This window comes from Jatrophihabitans cynanchi (genome assembly GCF_027247405.1).
GTDB classification, from domain to species: domain Bacteria; phylum Actinomycetota; class Actinomycetes; order Mycobacteriales; family Jatrophihabitantaceae; genus Jatrophihabitans_B; species Jatrophihabitans_B cynanchi.
Genome location: NZ_CP097463.1, coordinates 3,737,198 through 3,754,874, shown reverse-complemented (window position 1 = coordinate 3,754,874; position 17,677 = coordinate 3,737,198). Strand labels below are relative to the sequence as shown.

18 protein-coding genes and 1 pseudogene are annotated in these 17,677 nt (G+C 70.6%); 10 read left to right on the top strand and 9 right to left on the bottom strand.

The window, feature by feature from the left end; translation table 11 throughout:
* Positions 1-13 precede the first annotated feature (13 nt).
* From M6B22_RS18265 to M6B22_RS18255, 3 genes are read right to left on the bottom strand one after another with little or no spacing between them, the layout of a single operon-like run.
* Positions 14-718: a glycosyltransferase gene (locus M6B22_RS18265; protein WP_269443004.1), complete on the bottom strand. Its 705-nt coding sequence runs from the start codon at positions 716-718 to the stop codon at positions 14-16.
* 48 nt (positions 719-766) lie between these two features.
* On the bottom strand, positions 767-2,101 hold the full coding sequence (locus tag M6B22_RS18260) for a bifunctional PIG-L family deacetylase/class I SAM-dependent methyltransferase (protein ID WP_269443003.1): 1,335 nt from the start codon (positions 2,099-2,101) through the stop codon (positions 767-769).
* Positions 2,098-3,075, bottom strand: coding sequence for an acyl-CoA dehydrogenase family protein (locus tag M6B22_RS18255; RefSeq protein WP_269443002.1), 978 nt, complete (start codon positions 3,073-3,075; stop codon positions 2,098-2,100). Before M6B22_RS18255 ends, M6B22_RS18260 begins: the two co-directional genes overlap by 4 nt.
* A 77-nt stretch (positions 3,076-3,152) precedes the next feature.
* Here M6B22_RS18255 and M6B22_RS18250 point away from each other — a divergent pair, with 77 nt between their 5' ends.
* Positions 3,153-3,314, top strand: a complete 162-nt coding sequence (locus M6B22_RS18250) for a hypothetical protein (protein ID WP_269443001.1) — start codon at positions 3,153-3,155, stop codon at positions 3,312-3,314.
* A gap of 78 nt (positions 3,315-3,392) precedes the next feature.
* Here the strand turns inward: M6B22_RS18250 and M6B22_RS18245 are convergent, their stop codons facing one another.
* The 3 genes and pseudogenes from M6B22_RS18245 to M6B22_RS22275 all read right to left on the bottom strand — a co-directional run bounded on the left by M6B22_RS18245 (position 3,393) and on the right by M6B22_RS22275 (position 4,678).
* Complete coding sequence (locus tag M6B22_RS18245) at positions 3,393-3,638, bottom strand: DUF3618 domain-containing protein (protein ID WP_269443000.1); 246 nt, start codon at positions 3,636-3,638, stop codon at positions 3,393-3,395.
* Entirely contained in the window at positions 3,635-4,240 is a 606-nt protein-coding gene (locus M6B22_RS22280) for a phage holin family protein (protein ID WP_407935546.1), read from the bottom strand. Before M6B22_RS22280 ends, M6B22_RS18245 begins: the two co-directional genes overlap by 4 nt.
* A pseudogene (locus M6B22_RS22275) lies at positions 4,161-4,678 on the bottom strand (DUF1360 domain-containing protein). Before M6B22_RS22275 ends, M6B22_RS22280 begins: the two are co-directional and overlap by 80 nt.
* 94 nt (positions 4,679-4,772) lie before the next feature.
* Here M6B22_RS22275 and M6B22_RS18235 point away from each other — a divergent pair.
* The gene (locus M6B22_RS18235) at positions 4,773-5,720 is read left to right on the top strand and encodes a Rieske 2Fe-2S domain-containing protein (protein ID WP_269442998.1); all 948 of its coding nucleotides are present in this window, start codon (positions 4,773-4,775) and stop codon (positions 5,718-5,720) included.
* Between the two features lie 25 nt (positions 5,721-5,745).
* A complete protein-coding gene (locus M6B22_RS18230) occupies positions 5,746-6,324 on the top strand; it encodes a type 1 glutamine amidotransferase domain-containing protein (RefSeq protein WP_269442997.1) in 579 nt (192 codons plus the stop codon).
* An 87-nt stretch (positions 6,325-6,411) separates the two neighbouring features.
* On the opposite strand, the gene ligD is transcribed toward M6B22_RS18230, so the two are convergent.
* Positions 6,412-7,839: a non-homologous end-joining DNA ligase gene (gene ligD, locus M6B22_RS18225; RefSeq protein WP_269442996.1), complete on the bottom strand. Its 1,428-nt coding sequence runs from the start codon at positions 7,837-7,839 to the stop codon at positions 6,412-6,414.
* 274 nt (positions 7,840-8,113) lie between these two features.
* Here ligD and M6B22_RS18220 point away from each other — a divergent pair, with 274 nt between their 5' ends.
* Positions 8,114-8,302, top strand: coding sequence for a hypothetical protein (locus M6B22_RS18220; RefSeq protein ID WP_269442995.1), 189 nt, complete (start codon positions 8,114-8,116; stop codon positions 8,300-8,302).
* 13 nt (positions 8,303-8,315) lie between these two features.
* Here M6B22_RS18220 and M6B22_RS18215 read toward each other — a convergent pair whose 3' ends face one another.
* Positions 8,316-8,633 (bottom strand): DUF3040 domain-containing protein, encoded by a 318-nt coding sequence (locus M6B22_RS18215; RefSeq protein ID WP_269442994.1) that lies wholly within the window; start codon positions 8,631-8,633, stop codon positions 8,316-8,318.
* Positions 8,634-8,754: 121 nt separating this feature from the next.
* Here M6B22_RS18215 and M6B22_RS18210 point away from each other — a divergent pair, with 121 nt between their 5' ends.
* The 6 genes from M6B22_RS18210 to nrfD are packed head-to-tail and all read left to right on the top strand — an operon-like array spanning position 8,755 to position 16,015.
* Entirely contained in the window at positions 8,755-9,000 is a 246-nt protein-coding gene (locus M6B22_RS18210; protein WP_269442993.1) for a hypothetical protein, read from the top strand.
* A 49-nt stretch (positions 9,001-9,049) separates the two neighbouring features.
* Positions 9,050-10,765 carry an aa3-type cytochrome oxidase subunit I gene (gene ctaD, locus M6B22_RS18205; RefSeq protein WP_269442992.1) on the top strand — a complete coding sequence of 572 codons (1,716 nt, stop codon included), beginning with the start codon at positions 9,050-9,052 and terminating at the stop codon, positions 10,763-10,765.
* A 25-nt stretch (positions 10,766-10,790) separates the two neighbouring features.
* Positions 10,791-11,003, top strand: a complete 213-nt coding sequence (locus M6B22_RS18200; protein ID WP_269442991.1) for a hypothetical protein — start codon at positions 10,791-10,793, stop codon at positions 11,001-11,003.
* Complete coding sequence (gene fdh / locus M6B22_RS18195; RefSeq protein WP_407935545.1) at positions 11,000-14,248, top strand: formate dehydrogenase; 3,249 nt, start codon at positions 11,000-11,002, stop codon at positions 14,246-14,248. Before M6B22_RS18200 ends, fdh begins: the two co-directional genes overlap by 4 nt.
* A 17-nt stretch (positions 14,249-14,265) precedes the next feature.
* A complete protein-coding gene (locus M6B22_RS18190; protein WP_407935737.1) occupies positions 14,266-15,060 on the top strand; it encodes a 4Fe-4S dicluster domain-containing protein in 795 nt (264 codons plus the stop codon).
* Positions 15,053-16,015, top strand: coding sequence for an NrfD/PsrC family molybdoenzyme membrane anchor subunit (nrfD, locus tag M6B22_RS18185; RefSeq protein WP_269442989.1), 963 nt, complete (start codon positions 15,053-15,055; stop codon positions 16,013-16,015). The genes M6B22_RS18190 and nrfD overlap by 8 nt, the downstream gene beginning before the upstream one ends.
* Positions 16,016-16,022: 7 nt before the next feature.
* Here nrfD and M6B22_RS18180 read toward each other — a convergent pair whose 3' ends face one another.
* Complete coding sequence (locus M6B22_RS18180) at positions 16,023-17,621, bottom strand: ABC transporter substrate-binding protein (RefSeq protein ID WP_269442988.1); 1,599 nt, start codon at positions 17,619-17,621, stop codon at positions 16,023-16,025.
* Between the last annotated feature and the right edge of the window lie 56 nt (positions 17,622-17,677).

The window sequence follows — 17,677 nt, the reverse complement described above, 5'->3', positions numbered from 1 at the left end:
AGTGATTCGGCCCTCAGACGGCGGCCCGTTGCCGCTCGAGGTCGCGCAGGTAGCTGGAGAAGCCACGCGGCGCGCGCCCGGTCGGACGCGCGCTGGTGCGGACCGGGTACGCCGCGGTGCGCACGATCTGCAGGTGCCCGGTGGACACCGCGCGGCGCACCAGCGCGACGTCCTCGCCGGTCGTGAGCGCGGGCCAGCCGCCGAGGGCGCCGTAGGCGTCCGCACGGATACCGAGGTTCGCACCGTGGATGTGCGGGTGGTCCTCGCGCAGCACGTGCTGGGACAGCCAGGTGCGTGCCTGCGCGGGCTGCAACTCCGGTCCCGGCAACACGGTGCCGAGCACGAGCTGCGCGCCGCGCTCGGCAAGCTCGAGCATGCCGCTGAGCCAATCGACCGGCACCTGCGAGTCGGCGTCGGTGCTGGCCAGCCAGACATCGCCCGAGCGCGCCGCGGCGGTGCGCAGCAGATGCGCGACGCCGGCAGCACGCGCCACCCCGACGCACCGTGAGCTGAGCGCGAGTGACTCGGTGCCCGGATGGCGGCCGACCACGCCGGCGGTGTCGTCCCGGCAGGCGTCCAGCACGACGACGACGCGCGTGCTCACCAGCGGCCGGCGCCGCACCAGGTGTTCACGCGCCCGATCCAGCGCCCGCAGGCACCCGCCGATCAGGTCCTGTTCGTCGGCCGCGGGGACGACTACGCCCACCGTCGTGATCACGACACGATCCCTTCGGTCGTGATCACGACACGATCCCTTCGGTCGTGATCACGACACGATCCCTTCTGCGCGGGCGACCGAGTCGCCGCGTCGCGACCAGACGTCGAGCAGGAAGTCCTCCTCGACGTGCTGGACGGTGCGGACCAGTGTGGCGCCGAGCGCGTCGTGCACCTGTGCGGCGGTGTGCGGATGATCTGCTGCCTCGTGCCGCCAGTGGCAGGCGATCAGCACGCCGTCGCCGGTCAACGCCTGCCGCGCCGCGGTGGCCAGTTCGCGCGGGTCGGTCACGTAGTAGCCGACCTCGCTGATCACGATCAGGTCGAATCGTCCGCTCGGCCACTGTTCGGGGATGCGGCGGCGTTCGACCTGGACGTGTGGCAGGTGACGTACTCGCGCGGTGCACTCCTGCAGCGCCCGGTCGGCGACGTCGCAGGCGAGCAGCGTGTCGCAGCGCTCGGCGAGCGGCAGCGTCAGCAGGCCGGTGGCGCAGCCGGGTTCGAAGGCGGCGGCGAACCGTTCGCGCGGCAGCGCGGCGAGGAGCAGTTCGCGCTTGCGCCGCTCGTAGAAGCGGGTTGTCAGCCCCCACGGATCGACGTTGCTCGCGTACAGCTGGTCGAAGTAGCTGTCGGTCGTGGCGGGCGCGGGGGCGATGAAGACCTCGTTGTCGTGCCGGAAGTGCGCGAGCACGTCCTGCGGCAGGATCGCCTCGTCGCCGGGCAGGTCGGACAGCGGTTCGTGCTGGCTCGGATAGCACGCGATGGCGCGAGTCTTGGCGGCCCGAGCCGCCGGGTCGAGATCGAGGCGCACGCAGCGTTGCTCGGCGAATGCCCGGCCCGGGGCGGCAGCCGGGTCGGCCCAGTGCCAGGCCCAGATGGGGAACTGCCAGTGCACGACATCGCTCCGGCCGGCGCAGGCGGCAGCCGCGGCGCGCGCACATGCCGCGTGGTCGGGGTGCCCGTCACCCGCCCAGGTCGACACGAGCAGGCACGGGCCGAGCAGGTGGTCGCGGACCGCGCCGGCCAGCGCGCTCTCTTGCTCTGCCAGCCGCCCGTCCGGAAGAGCGAGAAAGGTCGCGACGGCGGACGGGGCGAGCCGGCGTAGCGCCGCCTCGGCCTCGGTGCGGCGGATCGCGGCCAGCTGCGCACCAGTGCGCGTGGCCGATTGCGGGTGCGAGGCTTCGCCGTCAGAGGCGATCAGCACGTGGACGACGGCGCCGGCCGCCGCGGCGGTGGCGATCAGCCCGCCTGCACCGAGGGTTTCGTCGTCCGGATGCGCGACGAGCACGAGCAGCGGCAGCGCGGGCAGGTCGGTCGCGGCCAGATTGCGGCGCCAGAGCGACCAGGCGCCGGCGTCGGTGCCGGTGACCCGGTGGTCGAACCTCACGCGTCGCCGGCCGCGACCACGAACCGGCCCAACGCGGCGAGGTCGCGCTCGGCGTGATGCTGCCGGACGTACACCTGCAGGTCGGCGACCCGCCGGGCATGCTCCTCGTCGAAGGTCAGCGGAGCCGGACCGAGCGCATGGCCCACCCGGGTGATCGCCTGCTCGGCAGCGGCGGCGATCAGCGAGCGCACCCGCAGCGCCAGCACCTCTGCGGAGCGGCCGGCGCAGGTGCCGGCATCGACCCGGTCAGCCGCCTCGCGCAGGCAGGTGGTCGCGGCGAACAACGCGACGTCGAGCGCGCCCACGTGCAAGGCGTCCAGCTCCGAGTCACGGCGGCCCACGCCGGTGCGCAGCGTCTCGACCAGTGCCCGCGTCGCGCCGAGCCAGCAGGCCGCGACGCCGATTCCGCCCCACGCGAAACCGGGCCGTCGCAGGTACCAACCGGGCTCGCCGACCGGCCTCGCGCGCACCGCGTCGAAGCGGACCGGCCCGCTGGGTACGCCGGCCAGGCCGCGCGACACCCAGCCGTCCGGCGGCTCGGCGTGCACGCCCGGCTGCCGCAGGTCGACCGCGAACAGCCCACGGTCACCGCCGACGTGCGCGGTGACGAGCGCGTGGTCCAGCTGTCCGGCCAGCGAGCACCACGGCTTGGTGCCGTGCAGCGTGACCTCGGTTCCGGAGCGTGTCGCCTCCAGGCGCACGTCGGGCGCTTCGGCCGCGAACACCCCCCAGGTTCCGGTGGGCGGCTGCTCGCCCGCCTCCGCCAGGATCGCCAGCGCGTCGGAGTGCGCCTCCAGGACCCGGGCGACGGTCAGGTCGACGGCAGCGACGGCGGCGAGCAGTTGCCATCGCCGCCACGTCTGGCCGCGCCCGGGTGTCGGCAGGCTGGTGCCGAGCTCGGCCGCCAACGCGAGCGATCCGATCGGATCGCCTGCAGTCTCGCGAGCACGCTGCATCATCTGGTCGTCGGCCACGGCGGACGCTTTCCCCTGCGTCGCGGCCGCCTAACACGCAGCGGTTCCCCGCACTGCGCACCGGGTAGCCACAAGGTATGCCGCAAGATCATGTCCACCCAGGACGCACCTCGGACCTCAACTCGGATCAGGAGCAACTGCAGGGCCTGTTCGAGGAGCCGCTCGGGCACACCGGGAGCCGGCGCGAGGCGGAGTTCGCGACGTTGTCGTTCGGAACGCACATCGGTCTGCGACCCTGACTTCGACCGCGCTTCCCTCGGTATTCCAGGACGTAGCGATTCAAGGACGTAGCGCTCTCCGCCAGCCGACTGCGGCCCTTATGCCGCCTGATGGCCTGAGTGGCGACCCCGCCTGAAGACGAGCAGGACCAGCAGCACACCGCCGGCGGCAATCAGCGCGGTGCGGTTCTCCTCGACCCACACGTGCGCCTTCGCAACGGCGGCGTCGAGCTGGGTCTTGGCCTGCGCCTTCACGTCCAGCTTTGTGTGCAGCGCGTCGACCGTGCGCGCCAGCTCGGCGCGGGTCAGTTCGATGTCCGCCTTGATGGCGTCGGCATCGCTCATCTGCGTATCGCCGCCCTGATCGCCGAGACGTCGTCCTTGACACTCTCGAGCGTATCGGCGGGCACAGCCGGCTTGCGGGACTTGACCAGCAGCAGTGCCGGTAACGCGAGCAGCCCGGCAAGCAGGAACAGCGCGATCATGACGGCTATCGCTGCCGCCCACGGACGGAGTTCCATCGCCAGCGCGACGATCGCCGCCGTGACGCCGGCGCACGCACCGAAGAAGCCGAGCACCCCGGCGCCCGCCAGCAGCCCGGCGCCCACCCCGAGCTTCTTGCCGCGCTGCTTCGCCTCCAGCTGGGCAAGGGCCAATTCGTCGCGGACCAATCGCGAGAGTTGGCTGCCGAGTTGGGCGGTCAGTTGCCCCACCGAGGCGTCGGGGCCGACGCCACCGTCGGGGCCGCCGGCGCGGGTGTCCGCCGGCTGCCCCGGCGCGGGCAGCCGCTCGTACTTCTGCGACACGTGCGTCACGTCCGTCCCCTCGTATCGTCCTGGCGGGTGCCTTCCCCCGCCGGATGGTCTGCTAACCCTCGACCTTCTGCTGCAGCAGGGCGTACACGTACTGCAGGAAGTCCGCCGACGCGACGGCGCTGAGCGGGCCATCGCCAGCCGGGTCTGCCGCGGCGCGAACACCAGACCCGCGCTCAGCGCGGTGGCCACCCACTGCGCCAGGCACATCGGGCAGGCGATCAGCTCACCGATCGAGTGCTGCAGGCCCTGACCTCGGACCTGTTCGGCCAACTCGCCCGCGGCACTCGTGCCGTCGTACTTGGTGAACGGTGCGCGCACCGGGCTGGTGATCGGGTCCTTGGCGATCGTCCGGCTGAGCCGGTGCGTCGCCACGCCGAGCAGTCCGAGGTCCAGCAGCCCGACCCGATCGGGCAACCGGCGCCCGGACAACCGGCCGGCGAGCGTCGTGGCGCCCAGCCCGCTCGCGTAGCCGCCGAGCAGCGCCAGGTAGCCGCCGAGCGGCCGGTCAGCGCCGGCGCGATAGGCGTCCGCTTGCTGCCGTGCCCAGCCGATCGGTCCGCTGCTCGCCATGTGCTCCTCACTTCGCTCGACGGCACGTTCTCGACTGCTCGCCTACCCGATGCGTGCCGTGTTATCCCGTAGCCGAAGCGGGTAGCCACCGTGCATGGTCCACAGCACGGCGGCCGCCAGGGCTGCCCGCCTGGCCGACGAGGTCGCCGGCCTGATCGAGAACGCCGCCGCCCTGGACGGCCCCGCGGCCCGGATCAGGCAGCTGGCCGACAGGGTGCTACCCGGCGGCGCGACACGGGACATCGCCTCCGGCGTGCCGCTCGGTCACCCGCTGCACCCGGTTCTGGTGGCCCTGCCGATCGGCTCCTGGACCGCTGCCTCGTACCTGGATCTCACCGGTGGTGACCGCACGGCCGCGCGCCGGCTCGTTGCGCTCGGCATCGCCACGGCAGTGCCCGCCGCCGTCACCGGGGTGAACGACTGGCTGAGCACCGCCGACGCCGAGCGCCGCGTCGGGCTGGTCCACGCGGCGCTGAACCATGCCGCGCTGATCGCGTACGGCGCCAGCTGGATTGCGCGTCGACACGGGCGGCACGCGAAGGGCGTCCTGCTCTCCCTCGCCGGGCTGGTGTTGACCAGCGGTGCGGGCTGGCTCGGCGGGCACCTGGCGTTCGCGCTCGGTGTCGGCGTCGACACCACCGCGTTCCAGCAGCTGCCCTCGGAATGGACGGACGCTGCCGACGAGTCCGACCTCACCGAGGGCGCGCCGATCTGCGCCGAGGTCGGCGGCGTCCCGGTGCTGCTGCTGCGCACCACGAACGGCGCCAGCACCGACACCACCAACGGCGTGAGCACCGGCGGCATCATCGCGATGGCCGACCGGTGCACGCACCGCGGCGGCGCGCTGCACGAGGGCGAGGTACGCGACGGCTGCATCACCTGCCCGTTGCACGGCAGCCGGTTCGCGTCGGACGGGTCGGTGCAGCGCGGGCCGGCTACCCGGCCACAACCCACGCTGCAGGTCAGGGTCACCGGCGGACGCATCCAGGTGCGCCGGCCGCACGAACCGCGGGCATTGCGCAACAACCCGGTCGGCAGCTGAGCCGCACACAACGAGGAGACACGCGATGGCCAACGAACTGAGCGGAAAGCAGATCGCCTTCCTGGTCGCCAACGCCGGCGTGGAAGAGGTCGAGCTGACCAGCCCGTGGCAGGCGATCGAGGACGCGGGTGCCAAACCGATCCTGGTCGCGCCCGCGAGCGAGGAGGTGCGGGCCGTCAACGGCGACATCGACAAGGGCGGCACCTTCGATCCGGATCTGCGTGTGGGCGAGGCGTCGGCCGAGGACTTCGACGCGCTGCTGCTCCCCGGCGGCGTCGCCAACCCCGACAAGCTGCGGATGGACCAGGACGCGGTCGCGTTCGTGAAGGCGTTCGCCGAGGCGGGCAAGCCGATCGCCGCGATCTGCCACGGCCCGTGGACGCTCGTCGAGGCCGACGTCGTCAAGGGCAAGACGCTCACCAGCTGGCCCAGCCTGCAGACCGACATCCGTAACGCCGGCGGTGAATGGCGCGACGAGGAGTCGTTCACCTGTCCGGCCGGCGGCTACACCCTGGTCACCAGTCGCAAGCCGGACGACCTCGAGGCCTTCAACCGGGCCGCGATCGCGGCCTTCGCCGGAGCCCGAATCCCGAGGAGCACGTGACCGGTTCGCCGCGGGCCGCGCCAGGGACGTACGAGGAGTTCCAGAAGCAGGACGGCATGGTCAAGGTCGTCATGCACCCGTGACGGGTCAGTCCTCGCGCACCACGTCGCCCGGCGCCTTGTCCGGGCGCAGGCCGCGCCAGGACGGGTGCCGCAACCGCTCGGTGCCCGTCCACTCGGCGTACGCGACCTCGCCGACCAGCTTCGGGCTGACCCAGGTCGCGTCCTTGGCATCGGCACGCGGGACGTCCGGGGCGAACGGCGACGTCTTGCGTTCGATGCGGCGCAACCGCCCGGCGAGGTCGTCGAGCATCTGCTCGGTGAACCCGGTGCCGACCTGTCCGATGTAGCGCAGCCCGCCGTGATCCGGCAGTCCGAGCAGCAGTGCGCCGATGCTGCCCGCGCGGCGGCCCTTGCCCTGCGTCCAGCCGCCGATCACGACCTCCTGAGTGCGGAAGTTCTTCACCTTCACCCAGTCGCGCGAACGCTTGCCCGGCGTGTACCGCGATTCGAGCCGCTTGGCGACCACGCCCTCGAGCCCGTTGGCCTTGCTCGCCTGCATCGCCGCGGACCCCGATCCGTCGAAGGCCGGCGGCGTCTGCCAGGAATCGCCGCTGAGGTCCAGGCCAGCCAGCAACTCGCGCCGCTCGCGGTACGGGACGTCCAGCAGCGAACGCCCGTCCAGGTGCAGCAGGTCGAAGATCAGCAGCACGACCGGATCGGTGCGCGCTAGCCGCGCGGCGGCCGACGCCGACGCCACGTGCATGCGCCGTTGCAGCTGGGCGAAGCTGGGCCGGCCGGCGGCGTCGAAGCTGACGATCTCGCCGTCGAGCAGCACCTGGGTGCTGCCCAGCTGCTCGCCGAGCGCGCGCAGCTCCGGGTAGCTGACCGTCATGTCCTTGTCGTTGCGGGAGATCAGCGCGATCCGGCCGCCGTCCACACGGGCCAGGGCGCGCACCCCGTCCCACTTCATCTCGAACGCCCAGCCCGTGCTGCTGGGCGGCAACGATCCGGGCGTGGCCAGCATCGGCGTCAGCTGCGTCGGCAGCGCCTGCCAGTCAGGCGTCGCGGGCGCGTCCATCCGGTGCATCATCCAATTCTTGCCGCGAGTCCGAAACAGCACGAACCGGCCCTGCACCCGCTCGCCGTGCAGCACGACCTTGACCTCGCGGTCGGTCCACTTCTCGGTGTCGTAGCTGCCGCGGTCCCAGATGCTCACGGCGCCGGCACCGTACTGGCCCGCGCCGATCGTGCCCTCGAACGTCGCGTACTCCAGCGGATGGTCCTCCACGTGCACCGCGAGGTGGTTCACCTTCGGGTCAGGCGGCAACCCCTTCGGCACGGCCCAGGACACCAGCACGCCGTCGCGCTCGAGCCGGAAGTCCCAGTGCAGCGAGCTGGCGTGATGCTCCTGGACGACGAAGCTGTTGCCGCCCTGCTTGCCCTTCGTGCGCGGCATCGGCTCGTCGGTCGACTTGGGATCCCGCTTGCGGCGGTACTCGCCCAGTGCATCCACGATGACAGCCTTCCCGTCGGATCAGCCCAGCTCGCCGGCTACCCCGTGCCGCTCGGCACGGAACAGTAAGCCGCATTGGTGCTCGGAACACCCAGCCCGCCCCGGCTCGGAAACGGTCACGGTCACCTCACAGGTCCTGGGAGTACAGCCGACCGTACGTGGGAAGGAGCTAGCGACGTGCGCCTGGCCAACTTCAACATCCTGCACGGTCGATCACCGGTCGACGGCCTGGTCGACCTGGATCGCTTCGTCGGCGCCGTGCGGACGCTCAGATGTGCCGCGGCGACTCACCGGCTACCGTCCGCTCGCGCGGTTCCCCACGTTTCCCAGTCACGCGCCGACCCGTCAGCTCGACCACATCCTGCTGCGTGGCCCGCTGGGCGACGTCATCGCGGCACAGGCACCGGAACTCCCGTTGTCCGACCATCGCCCCCTCGTCGCCGAGGTGAACGTCCTGCGCTAACTCCCCGCCCGCATCACCGGGGCGGGCGAGCGGGCCGCCGCCTGGAACACCACAGCACGGTGGCCAGGCACCCGGCGATCGCCCCGAGAGCGGCGGTGATGCTCGAGGCGGCCGGGCCCGGCGCGTACACGATGGTGGGAGCACAGGCCGCCGCGGCGACGACGATGACGGCAAGCGCAGCGACCTTGCCCCGCAGCACCCCGCGCACCCGTGCCGTCCCGCGGCCCATTCGCCGTGCCGCTGCCCGGCCCGACGCCCAACGACCCTCGGGCGTGCTCAACTCTGCCTCGAACTCTGCGAGCACTCTGCGCTCGTCCTTGGACATCGTCATGGCGGTTCTTTCGTGTCGGCCTCGTTGGGCTTCGTTCCCCCTGGTCGGCCGTGGCAAACGCCTCGACAGGATTCTCAGCCGGCTCCTGGCTCATATCGCGTCACGATAGGGATTACGCGAAGTGGGTAGACGAGGTTCAGCGCGGCTCCGCCGGCGCAGCGACAACGATCCCGAGATCGATCCGGAAGCCGAGCAACGGCATCGGCTGCAGGCCGCGGTCGTCGTCAGCTACTTCGGCACCGCCTGCCTGGCCGCGTACCTGTTCCATCACTGGCAGGCCTGGGGGCTGACGCTGCCCGCGGCGGCGTTGGTCGCCGCAACCGCCGGGTGCGTTGGGATCCGCGAGAACCGGGTACACGCCACATGACCGGTCCGATGAACGTCAGGGAGCCGTCCTCGATGCCAGTGCGCACGCCATGACCGATCTGCGCCGTCCGGAGATCACCGAACCGCCCGCGCCGACCTTCGTGCGGCCGGCGGTGCAGCGCAGCAGCAAGGCCGAGTGGTTCCTGAGCATCATGCGGACCACCGACCACAAGATCATCGCCCGGATGTACCTGGTCACGGCGTTCGGCTTCTTCCTGGCGGCCGGGATCATGGCGATGTTGATGCGGGCGGAGTTGGCCCGTCCGGGGATGCAGTTCCTGTCGCTCGAGCAGTACAACCAACTGTTCACGATCCACGGCACCGTGATGCTGCTGCTGTTCGCGACCCCGATCGCGTTCGCGTTCGCGAACTTCCTGCTGCCGCTGCAGATCGGCTCCCCCGACGTCGCGTTCCCGCGCCTGAACGCCTTCTCGTACTGGCTGTTCCTCTTCGGCGGCCTGACCGTCATCTCCGGCTTCATCACGCCCGGCGGCGCGGCCTCGTTCGGGTGGTTCGCCTACTCGCCGCTCACCGACTGGCGGAACTCACCGGGCGTCGGCGGCGACCTGTGGATCATCGGGCTCATCCTGTCCGGTCTCGGGACCATCCTGGCCGCCGTCAACATGATCACCACCATCGTGTGCCTGCGGGCGCCGGGCATGACCATGTTCCGCATGCCGATCTTCACCTGGAACATGCTGGTGACCAGCATCCTGGTGCTGCTGGCGTTCCCGATCCTGACCGCCGCGCTGGCCGTGCTGTGGGTGGACCGGCATCTGAACGCGCAGGTCTTCACGGCGAACAACGGCGGCGCGCTGCTGTGGCAGCACCTGTTCTGGTTCTTCGGCCACCCCGAGGTCTACATCGTCGCGCTGCCGTTCTTCGGCATCGTCACCGAGGTCATCCCGGTGTTCAGCCGCAAGCCCCTGTTCGGCTACAAGGGCATGATCCTGGCCACGTTCAGCATCGGTGGGCTCTCCATGACGGTGTGGGCGCACCACATGTTCACCACCGGCGCGGTGCTGCTGCCCTTCTTCAGCGTCATGTCGTACCTGATCGCGGTCCCGACCGGCATCAAGTTCTTCAACTGGATCGGCTCGATGTGGCGCGGTGCCGTCACCTTCGAGACGCCGATGCTCTTCTCGCTCGGCTTCATGGTCACCTTCCTGTTCGGCGGCCTGTCCGGCGTCATCCTGGCGTCGCCGCCGTTGGACTTCCACGTCTCGGACACCTACTTCGTGGTCGCGCACTTCCACTACGTGCTGTTCGGCACGATCGTGTTCGCGGTCTTCTCCGGCGTGTACTTCTGGTTTCCGAAGTTCACCGGCAGGTTCCTGGACGAGAAGCTGGGCAAAGTGCACTTCTGGCTGACGTTCCTGGGCTTTCACCTGACGTTCCTCGTGCAGCACTGGTTGGGCGCCGAGGGCATGCCGCGGCGCTACGCCGACTACCTGCCGACGGACGGCTTCACCACCCTGAACACCGTCTCGACCATCGGCGCGTTCGTGCTGGGAGCGTCGATGCTGCCGTTCCTGTGGAACGTGTACCACTCCTACCGCTACGGCGAGGTGACCCGTGCGGACGACCCATGGGGGTACGGAAACTCGCTGGAGTGGGCGACGACCTCGCCACCGCCACGGCACAACTTCACCTCGATTCCGCGCATCCACTCCGAGCGCCCGGCGTTCGAGTACCACTACCCGCACCTGCAACCGATGCTCGACGCCGAGTCGCACGCGATGTCCGGCTCGACGAAGTCGTCCTGAGCACACCCGCTGAAGGAGGAACGCCGTGACCAACCGCGCGCTGCCACCCGGCCTGCGCTATCTCCTGGACCATCACCATGCGGCGGACGGCAGCCACGGCGACAACACCGAGCCGACGCAACACCTGGTGAACCCGCGCGCCGAGAACCCCACCACGCACCCTGCGGTCGAGAGCTGGATCAAGGCGCGCGTCCGGGCCGATGCGCAGCTGCGCCGGGCGAAGGAGAAGGACCAGTGACGCCGCGCTGGCCGGTGCTGCGGCAACTGACCGGCCCGGACCACCTCGGCCTGCGCACCGCCGCGAAGTCCGAGGTCACCGACAACCTCGCCCCGCGCACCAGCACCGCCGACAAGGTGGTCAAGTCGGTGTGCCCGTACTGCGCCGTCGGGTGTGCGCAGAACGTGTACGTCAAGGACCAGAAGGTGATCCAGATCGAGGGCGACCCGGATTCGCCGATCAGCCGCGGCCGGCTGTGTCCGAAGGGTTCGGCCAGCCTGCAGCTCACCACGGGAGACGCCCGCGAGCAGCACGTTCTCTACCGCCGCCCGCACGGCACCGACTGGGAGCGGTTGGACCTCGATACCGCGATGGACATGGTCGCCGACCGGATCCTGCGCACCAGGCGCGAGACGTGGGAGTGGGAGGCCGACGGCAAGCGCACCCGGCGCACCCTCGGGATCGCCAGCCTGGGCGGCGCGACGCTGGACAACGAGGAGAACTACCTGATCAAGAAGCTGCTGACCGCACTCGGCGTCGTCCAGGTCGAGAACCAGGCCCGGGTCTGCCACAGCTCCACCGTCGCCGCGCTGGGCACCTCGTTCGGACGCGGCGGATCGACCACCTACCTGCAGGACCTGCAACACGCCGACTGCATCGTGATCGAGGGCTCCAACTTCGCCGAGGCCCACCCGGTGGGCTTCCAGTGGGTGATGGAGGCCAAGGCCCGCGGCGCCACGATCATCCACATCGACCCGCGCTTCTCGCGCACCAGCGCCCTGGCCGACGTCTTCGTGCCGATCCGCGCCGGCACCGACATCGCCTGGCTGGGCGGCCTGATCAACTACGTACTGAGCAACGACAAGTTCTTCCGGGAGTACGTCGTCAACTACACGAACGCGGCGACGATCGTGAGCGAGGACTTCCGCGACACCGAGGATCTGGACGGGCTGTTCTCGGGCCTGGATCCCGAGTCCCGCGTCTACGACTCGGACAGCTGGCAGTACGAGGGCGGCGAGGTCGCGGCCGCGTCCGGCGAACGAGACGAGCAGTTCGAGGACATCAGCGGCGGCGGCGAGAGCGTCGCCTCGTCCGGCCACTCGCACTCGCACGGCTCCGGCGGGCCCGCCCTGCGCGGCACCTGGCGGCGCGACGAGACGCTCGAGGATCCGCGCTGCGTGTTCCAGATCCTCAAGCGGCACTACGCGCGGTACACGCCGGAGGTGGTGCAGCAGATCTGCGGCGTCCCGCCGGAGCTGTTCCACCGGGTCGCCGAGGCGATCAGCGAGAACTCCGGGCGCGAGCGCACCACGGCCTTCGCCTACGCGGTCGGGTGGACGCAGCACACCGTCGGTGTGCAGTACATCCGCGCGGCGTCGGTGCTGCAACTGCTGCTCGGCAACATCGGCCGCCCGGGCGGCGGCATCATGGCGCTGCGCGGGCACGCCAGCATCCAGGGCTCCAGCGACATCCCGACCCTGTTCGACCTGCTTCCCGGCTACATCCCGATGCCGCACGCGCACCGGCACGAGGACCTCGACGCGTTCATCAAGGCCGACTCCGCAGATCGCGGGTTCTGGGCGAACATGGACGCGTACCTGATCAGCCTGCTGAAGGCGTGGTGGGGCCCGGCGGCCACCCCGGACAACGACTTCTGCTTCGACTACCTGCCGCGGATCACGGGCAGCCACAGCACCTACGAGACGGTGCAGGCGCAGCTCGACGGCGACTGCAAGGGCTACATCCTGCTGGGCGAGAACCCCGCGGTCGGCTCGGCCAACACCAAGATGCAGCGGCTCGGCATGGCCTGCCTGGACTGGCTGGTGGTGCGGGACTTCTCGCTCATCGAGAGCGCGACGTGGTGGCAGGACGGCCCGGAGATCGAGACCGGAGAGCTGCGCACGGCCGACATCGGCACCGAGGTCTTCTTCTTCCCGGCCGCGGCGCACACCGAGAAGAGCGGCAGCTTCACGAACACCAACCGGCTGCTGCAGTGGCACCACGCCGCGGTCGAGCCGGCGAACGACTGCCGCAGCGACATGTGGTTCATGCTGCACCTCGGCCGGATCATCCGGGAGAAGCTGGCCGGCTCCACCGACGAGGCCGACCGGCCGGTCCTCGACCTGACCTGGGACTACCCGACCGAGGGCGAGCAGGACGAGCCGGTGGCCGAGGCGATCCTCGCCGAGATCAACGGTTGGGACGCCGACGGCAAGCCGCTGCCGGCATACACCGAGCTCAAGAACGACGGCTCGACCGTGTGCGGCTGCTGGATCTACGCCGGCTGCTACGCCGAGGGCGTCAACCAGCCCGCGCGGCGCAAGTCGCACGTGCTGCAGGGCACCTCCTCGCTGGAGTGGGGTTGGGCGTGGCCGGCGAACCGTCGCGAGCTGTACAACCGGGCGTCGGCCGACCCGGACGGCAAGCCGTGGAGCGAGCGCAAGAAGCTGATCTGGTGGGACGAGGACGCCGGCAAGTGGGCCGGCGACGACGTCCCGGACTTCGAGCCGACCAAGCGCCCCGACTACCGGCCGGACGAGGACGCCACCGGGGTCGACGCGCTGTCGGGCATCGACCCGTTCATCATGCAGGCCGACGGAAAGGGCTGGCTGTACGTGCCGGCCGGGCTGATCGACGGCCCGCTGCCCACCCACTACGAGCCGCAGGACTCGCCGTTCCAGAACGCGCTGTACCACCAGCAACGCAACCCGGTGCGGCAGGTGTTCGCCCGCAAGCACAACCGCTACCACCCAAGCGGTACCGACCCGGGCGCAGACGTCTTCCCGTACGTGGTGACGACCTACCGGCTCACCGAGCACTTCACCGCAGGGGCGATGAGCCGCTGGCAGCCCTACCTCGCCGAGCTGCAACCGGCGTTCTTCTGCGAGGTCTCCCCCGCGCTCGCCGCCGAGCGCAGCCTGGAGCACAACGGGTGGGCGACCATCGTGACCGCACGCGGGGCGATCGAGGCGCGGGTGATGGTGACCTCCAGGATGCAGCCGCTGCAGGTCGCGGGTCGCACCGTGCACCAGATCGGGATGCCGTACCACTGGGGGCCGAACGGCCTGACCACGGGCGACGCGATGAACGAGCTGTCCTCGATCGCGCTCGATCCCAACGTGCACATCCAAGAGGTGAAGGCGCTCACCGTCGACATCCGTCCCGGCCGCCGGCCGCGCGGTGCTGACCTGCCGCCGTTCCTGCAGGGCTATCGCGAGCGCGCCGGCATCACCGAACACACCGGCATGGAGGGGGTGACACCGTGACCGCAGTGAACATCGGCATGCCACGGATGGGTTTCTTCACCGACACCAGCGTGTGCATCGGCTGCAAGGCCTGCGAGGTCGCGTGCAAGGAGTGGAACGCGATTCCCTCCGACGGCGCACTGGACCTGACCGGCGAGTCGTTCGACAACACCTCCGAACTTGGCGCGAACTCGTGGCGGCACGTCGCCTTCATCGAGAAGTCGGTGCCCAGCCAGGACGCGTCAGCACCGGACGGGGTGCGCTGGCTGATGGCCTCGGACGTGTGCAAGCACTGCACGCACGCGGCGTGCCTGGACGTGTGCCCCACCGGCGCGCTGTTCCGCACCGAGTTCGACACCGTGGTCGTGCAGCAGGATGTGTGCAACGGCTGCGGCTACTGCGTATCGGCCTGCCCGTACGGCGTGATCGACCAGCGCAAGGACGACGGCCGCGTCTTCAAGTGCACGATGTGTTACGACCGCATCGGCGTCGGCCAGGAGCCGGCCTGCGCGAAGGCGTGCCCGACGAAGTCGATCCAGTTCGGCGAGCTCGACGACCTGCGCGCGCGGGCACAGGAACGCGTGGACGCGCTGCACGAGCAGGGGCTGGCCGACGCGCGGCTGTACGGCGATTCCCCGGACGACGGGGTCGGCGGCACCGGCGCGTTCTTCCTGCTGATGGACGAGCCGGAGACCTACGGGCTGCCGCCGGACCCGGTGGTGTGCAGCCGCGACCTGCCGCAGATGTGGCGGCAGGCCGCGATCGCCGCGGGCACCCTGCTGGCCGGGCTGGCGGCGACCTTCCTCGGCCGGAGGGGGCAACGCGGTGAGTAAGCATCGTCACGAGCCGGAGTTCACGTCCTACTACGGACGCCCGGTGTTGAAGGAACCGACTTGGGAGCCGGCCGACATCGCCGGCTACCTGTTCACCGGCGGCCTGGCCGGTGCCTCGTCGATCCTCGCCGCGGGCGCGCAGTTCACCGGCCGGCCTGCTCTCGCCCGCTCACTCAAGCTGGGTGCGCTGGGGGCGATCACCGCGTCCGCGGCGGCGCTGATCCACGACCTCGGCAAGCCGTCGCGCTTCTACAACATGCTGCGCGTGGCGAAGCCGTCCTCGCCGATGAGCATGGGCTCGTGGTTGCTCGCCGGCTACGGCCCGCTGGCCGGCGCGAGTGCGCTGTCCGACCTGACCGGCGTGCTGCCGGCGGCCGGGCGCACGGCGAGCGTCGGCGCCGGCGTGCTCGGTGCCGGCGTGGCGTCCTACACGTCCGTGCTGATCGCCGACACCGCCGTCCCGGCCTGGCACGCGGCGCGCCACCACCTGCCGTTCGTCTTCGTCGGCTCGGCCGCCACAGCCGCGGCAGGCCTCGGTCTGCTCACCGCGCCGACCGGTGAGACCGGGCCGGTGCGGCGCGCCGCCGTGGCGGGCGCGGCCGTCGAGCTGGCCGCAAGCAACGCGATGGAGCACGGCACCGGGTTGGCCGGCGAGACGTTCCACGACGGTACGGCCGGGCGGCTGTTGCGGGCGGCCAAGGCGTGCACGGCTGCCGGTGCGGTCGGTGCCGCCGTCCTCGGCGGACGCAGCCGGCTCGCCGCCGCCGTGTCCGGGCTGGCCCTGCTCGCCGGTTCCGCGCTGACCCGGTTCGGCATCTTCGAGGCCGGCCGCGCGTCGACGAAGGACCCGAAGTACACCGTCGTGCCGCAGCGCGAGCGGCTGGCCGAGAAGGACAGCGCCGCCCGGTGCGACTCACTGGTCGCCGGCCTCGCGCGCGGGGCCGGCGACCAGTGAGTCCGGATCAGCCGGCCAGCATCCGGATGCTGGTCGGGACCAGGTCACCGATGAAGTCGAACCGCGCACCCTTGCCGTAGGTCTTGATCACCTGGTTGGCGAACGGGATCACGTCGGAGTTGCTCACCAGGTTGGCCTCGGCCTTGAGCCACTCGGGGCAGCCCTCAGTCCCGGGAATCGCTGAGGCCTTGGCAACACCCGCTTCGTACGCCGCGTTGGAGATGTGCCCGATGTTGGTGCCGTTCGGGGCCGCCGGTCCGGACATGAACGGGACGATCTGATCGGGCGTGCTCACGGCCAGCGACTCCCAGGCCACGTCCCAGTCGCCGGTGCTGAACATGGCGTCGACGGCCGCAGTCTCGTTCCTCGGTTTCGTCGTGATCTTGATGCCCAGCTGCTGCCACTGCTTGACCGCGAGCTCGGCGGCGGCCGAGCCGCCCTCGCCCAACTCGGTGTTGTACATGAAGGTCAGCGCCAGCGGCTTGCCGTCCTTGCTGCGAGTGCCGTCCGATCCCGCCTTCCACCCCGCGCCGTCCAGCAGTTGCTTGGCCTTGTCCATGTCGTGCTGGGGCAGGGCGTCGGCCACCGAGTTGCCCGGGCAGCCGACCGGCGCGCTGGCCGCGAAGGTGGTACCGGGCGTGCCGGTGCCCGCGGTGAGCACCTTGGCCAGTTCACCGAGGTCGAGCGCCCGCACCATCGCCTCACGTACGGCGTGGTCCGCGCCCGGCCTTCCTGCGGCCTCGTTGAACCACATCTCGCCGTACGGGGCTGCTGAGTCGGTCGCGAACAGCTTCGCCTGCTCCATCCGGCTCTGGTCGGATCCGACGATGGTGGCCGCGTTGATCGCACCGGTCAGCAGCAGGTTGGCTGCGGTGGTGGCGTTCGGGACGATCTTCACGATCACCTTGTCCGGAACGCCCTTGGTCGCCGTGCCGGCGCCGTCCGGTCCCCAGGAGTAACCGGCCCGCTTCGTGTAGGTGTAGTGGTCGCCGGAGACCGCCTCGCTGAGCTGGAACGGTCCGGTGCCGTCGGTCTGCCGGGCGAGGGACTTGCGGTCCTGCATGCCCTTCGCGCAGACCATCGGCGTGTTGCCGAGCCCGTCCAGCAGGAACGGGGCGAGCTTCGGGGTCGTCAACGTGACGGTGCCGGCCGTGTCGTCGGCAGTGGCCTTCGCGCCCGCCGGCACGAATACGCCGAGGAACGGGCTCTTGTTCTTGGCGTCGGCGATGTAGTTGAGGTTCGCAGCGGCGTCCGTTGCAGTGAACTGCGAGCCGTCGGAGCAGGTGATGCCCGGGTGCAGGGTCAGCACCAGCTTGGTGCCGTCGACCTGCCACGACTTCGCCAGCCCGGAGACGATCTTGCCTCCGTCCGCGACGTTCACCAGGCTGTCGTAGGCGAACTTGGTGATCTGGAACAGGTTGCTGGCCGCCGAGGCCTGCGGGTCCAGGTTGCCCGGGTCGGAGTTCATCGCGAAGGTGAACGTGCCTCCGGACACGACCTTGCCGCCCGCACCGTTGTCACCCTTGCCGGCGCCGCTGCTTCCACCGCAGCCGGCGAGCACGGTCGCGCCCGCGCACACTCCCGCGATAACCGCGATCAACTTCATGCTGTCCTCCGCCTCGTCACCCGCCGACCAGCACGAGGCTGCCCGCTCCCGGGGGC

Coding starts and splice junctions, on each gene's coding strand:
- M6B22_RS18250 (WP_269443001.1), top strand. CDS start 3,153: ATGCCGCAAGATCATGTCCACCCAGGACGCACCTCGGACCTCAACTCG.
- M6B22_RS18245 (WP_269443000.1), bottom strand. CDS start 3,638: ATGAGCGATGCCGACGCCATCAAGGCGGACATCGAACTGACCCGCGCC.
- M6B22_RS22280 (WP_407935546.1), bottom strand. CDS start 4,240: ATGGCCCGCTCAGCGCCGTCGCGTCGGCGGACTTCCTGCAGTACGTGT.
- M6B22_RS18235 (WP_269442998.1), top strand. CDS start 4,773: ATGGTCCACAGCACGGCGGCCGCCAGGGCTGCCCGCCTGGCCGACGAG.
- M6B22_RS18230 (WP_269442997.1), top strand. CDS start 5,746: ATGGCCAACGAACTGAGCGGAAAGCAGATCGCCTTCCTGGTCGCCAAC.
- M6B22_RS18215 (WP_269442994.1), bottom strand. CDS start 8,633: ATGACGATGTCCAAGGACGAGCGCAGAGTGCTCGCAGAGTTCGAGGCA.
- ctaD (WP_269442992.1), top strand. CDS start 9,050: ATGACCGATCTGCGCCGTCCGGAGATCACCGAACCGCCCGCGCCGACC.
- M6B22_RS18190 (WP_407935737.1), top strand. CDS start 14,266: ATGCCACGGATGGGTTTCTTCACCGACACCAGCGTGTGCATCGGCTGC.
- M6B22_RS18180 (WP_269442988.1), bottom strand. CDS start 17,621: ATGAAGTTGATCGCGGTTATCGCGGGAGTGTGCGCGGGCGCGACCGTG.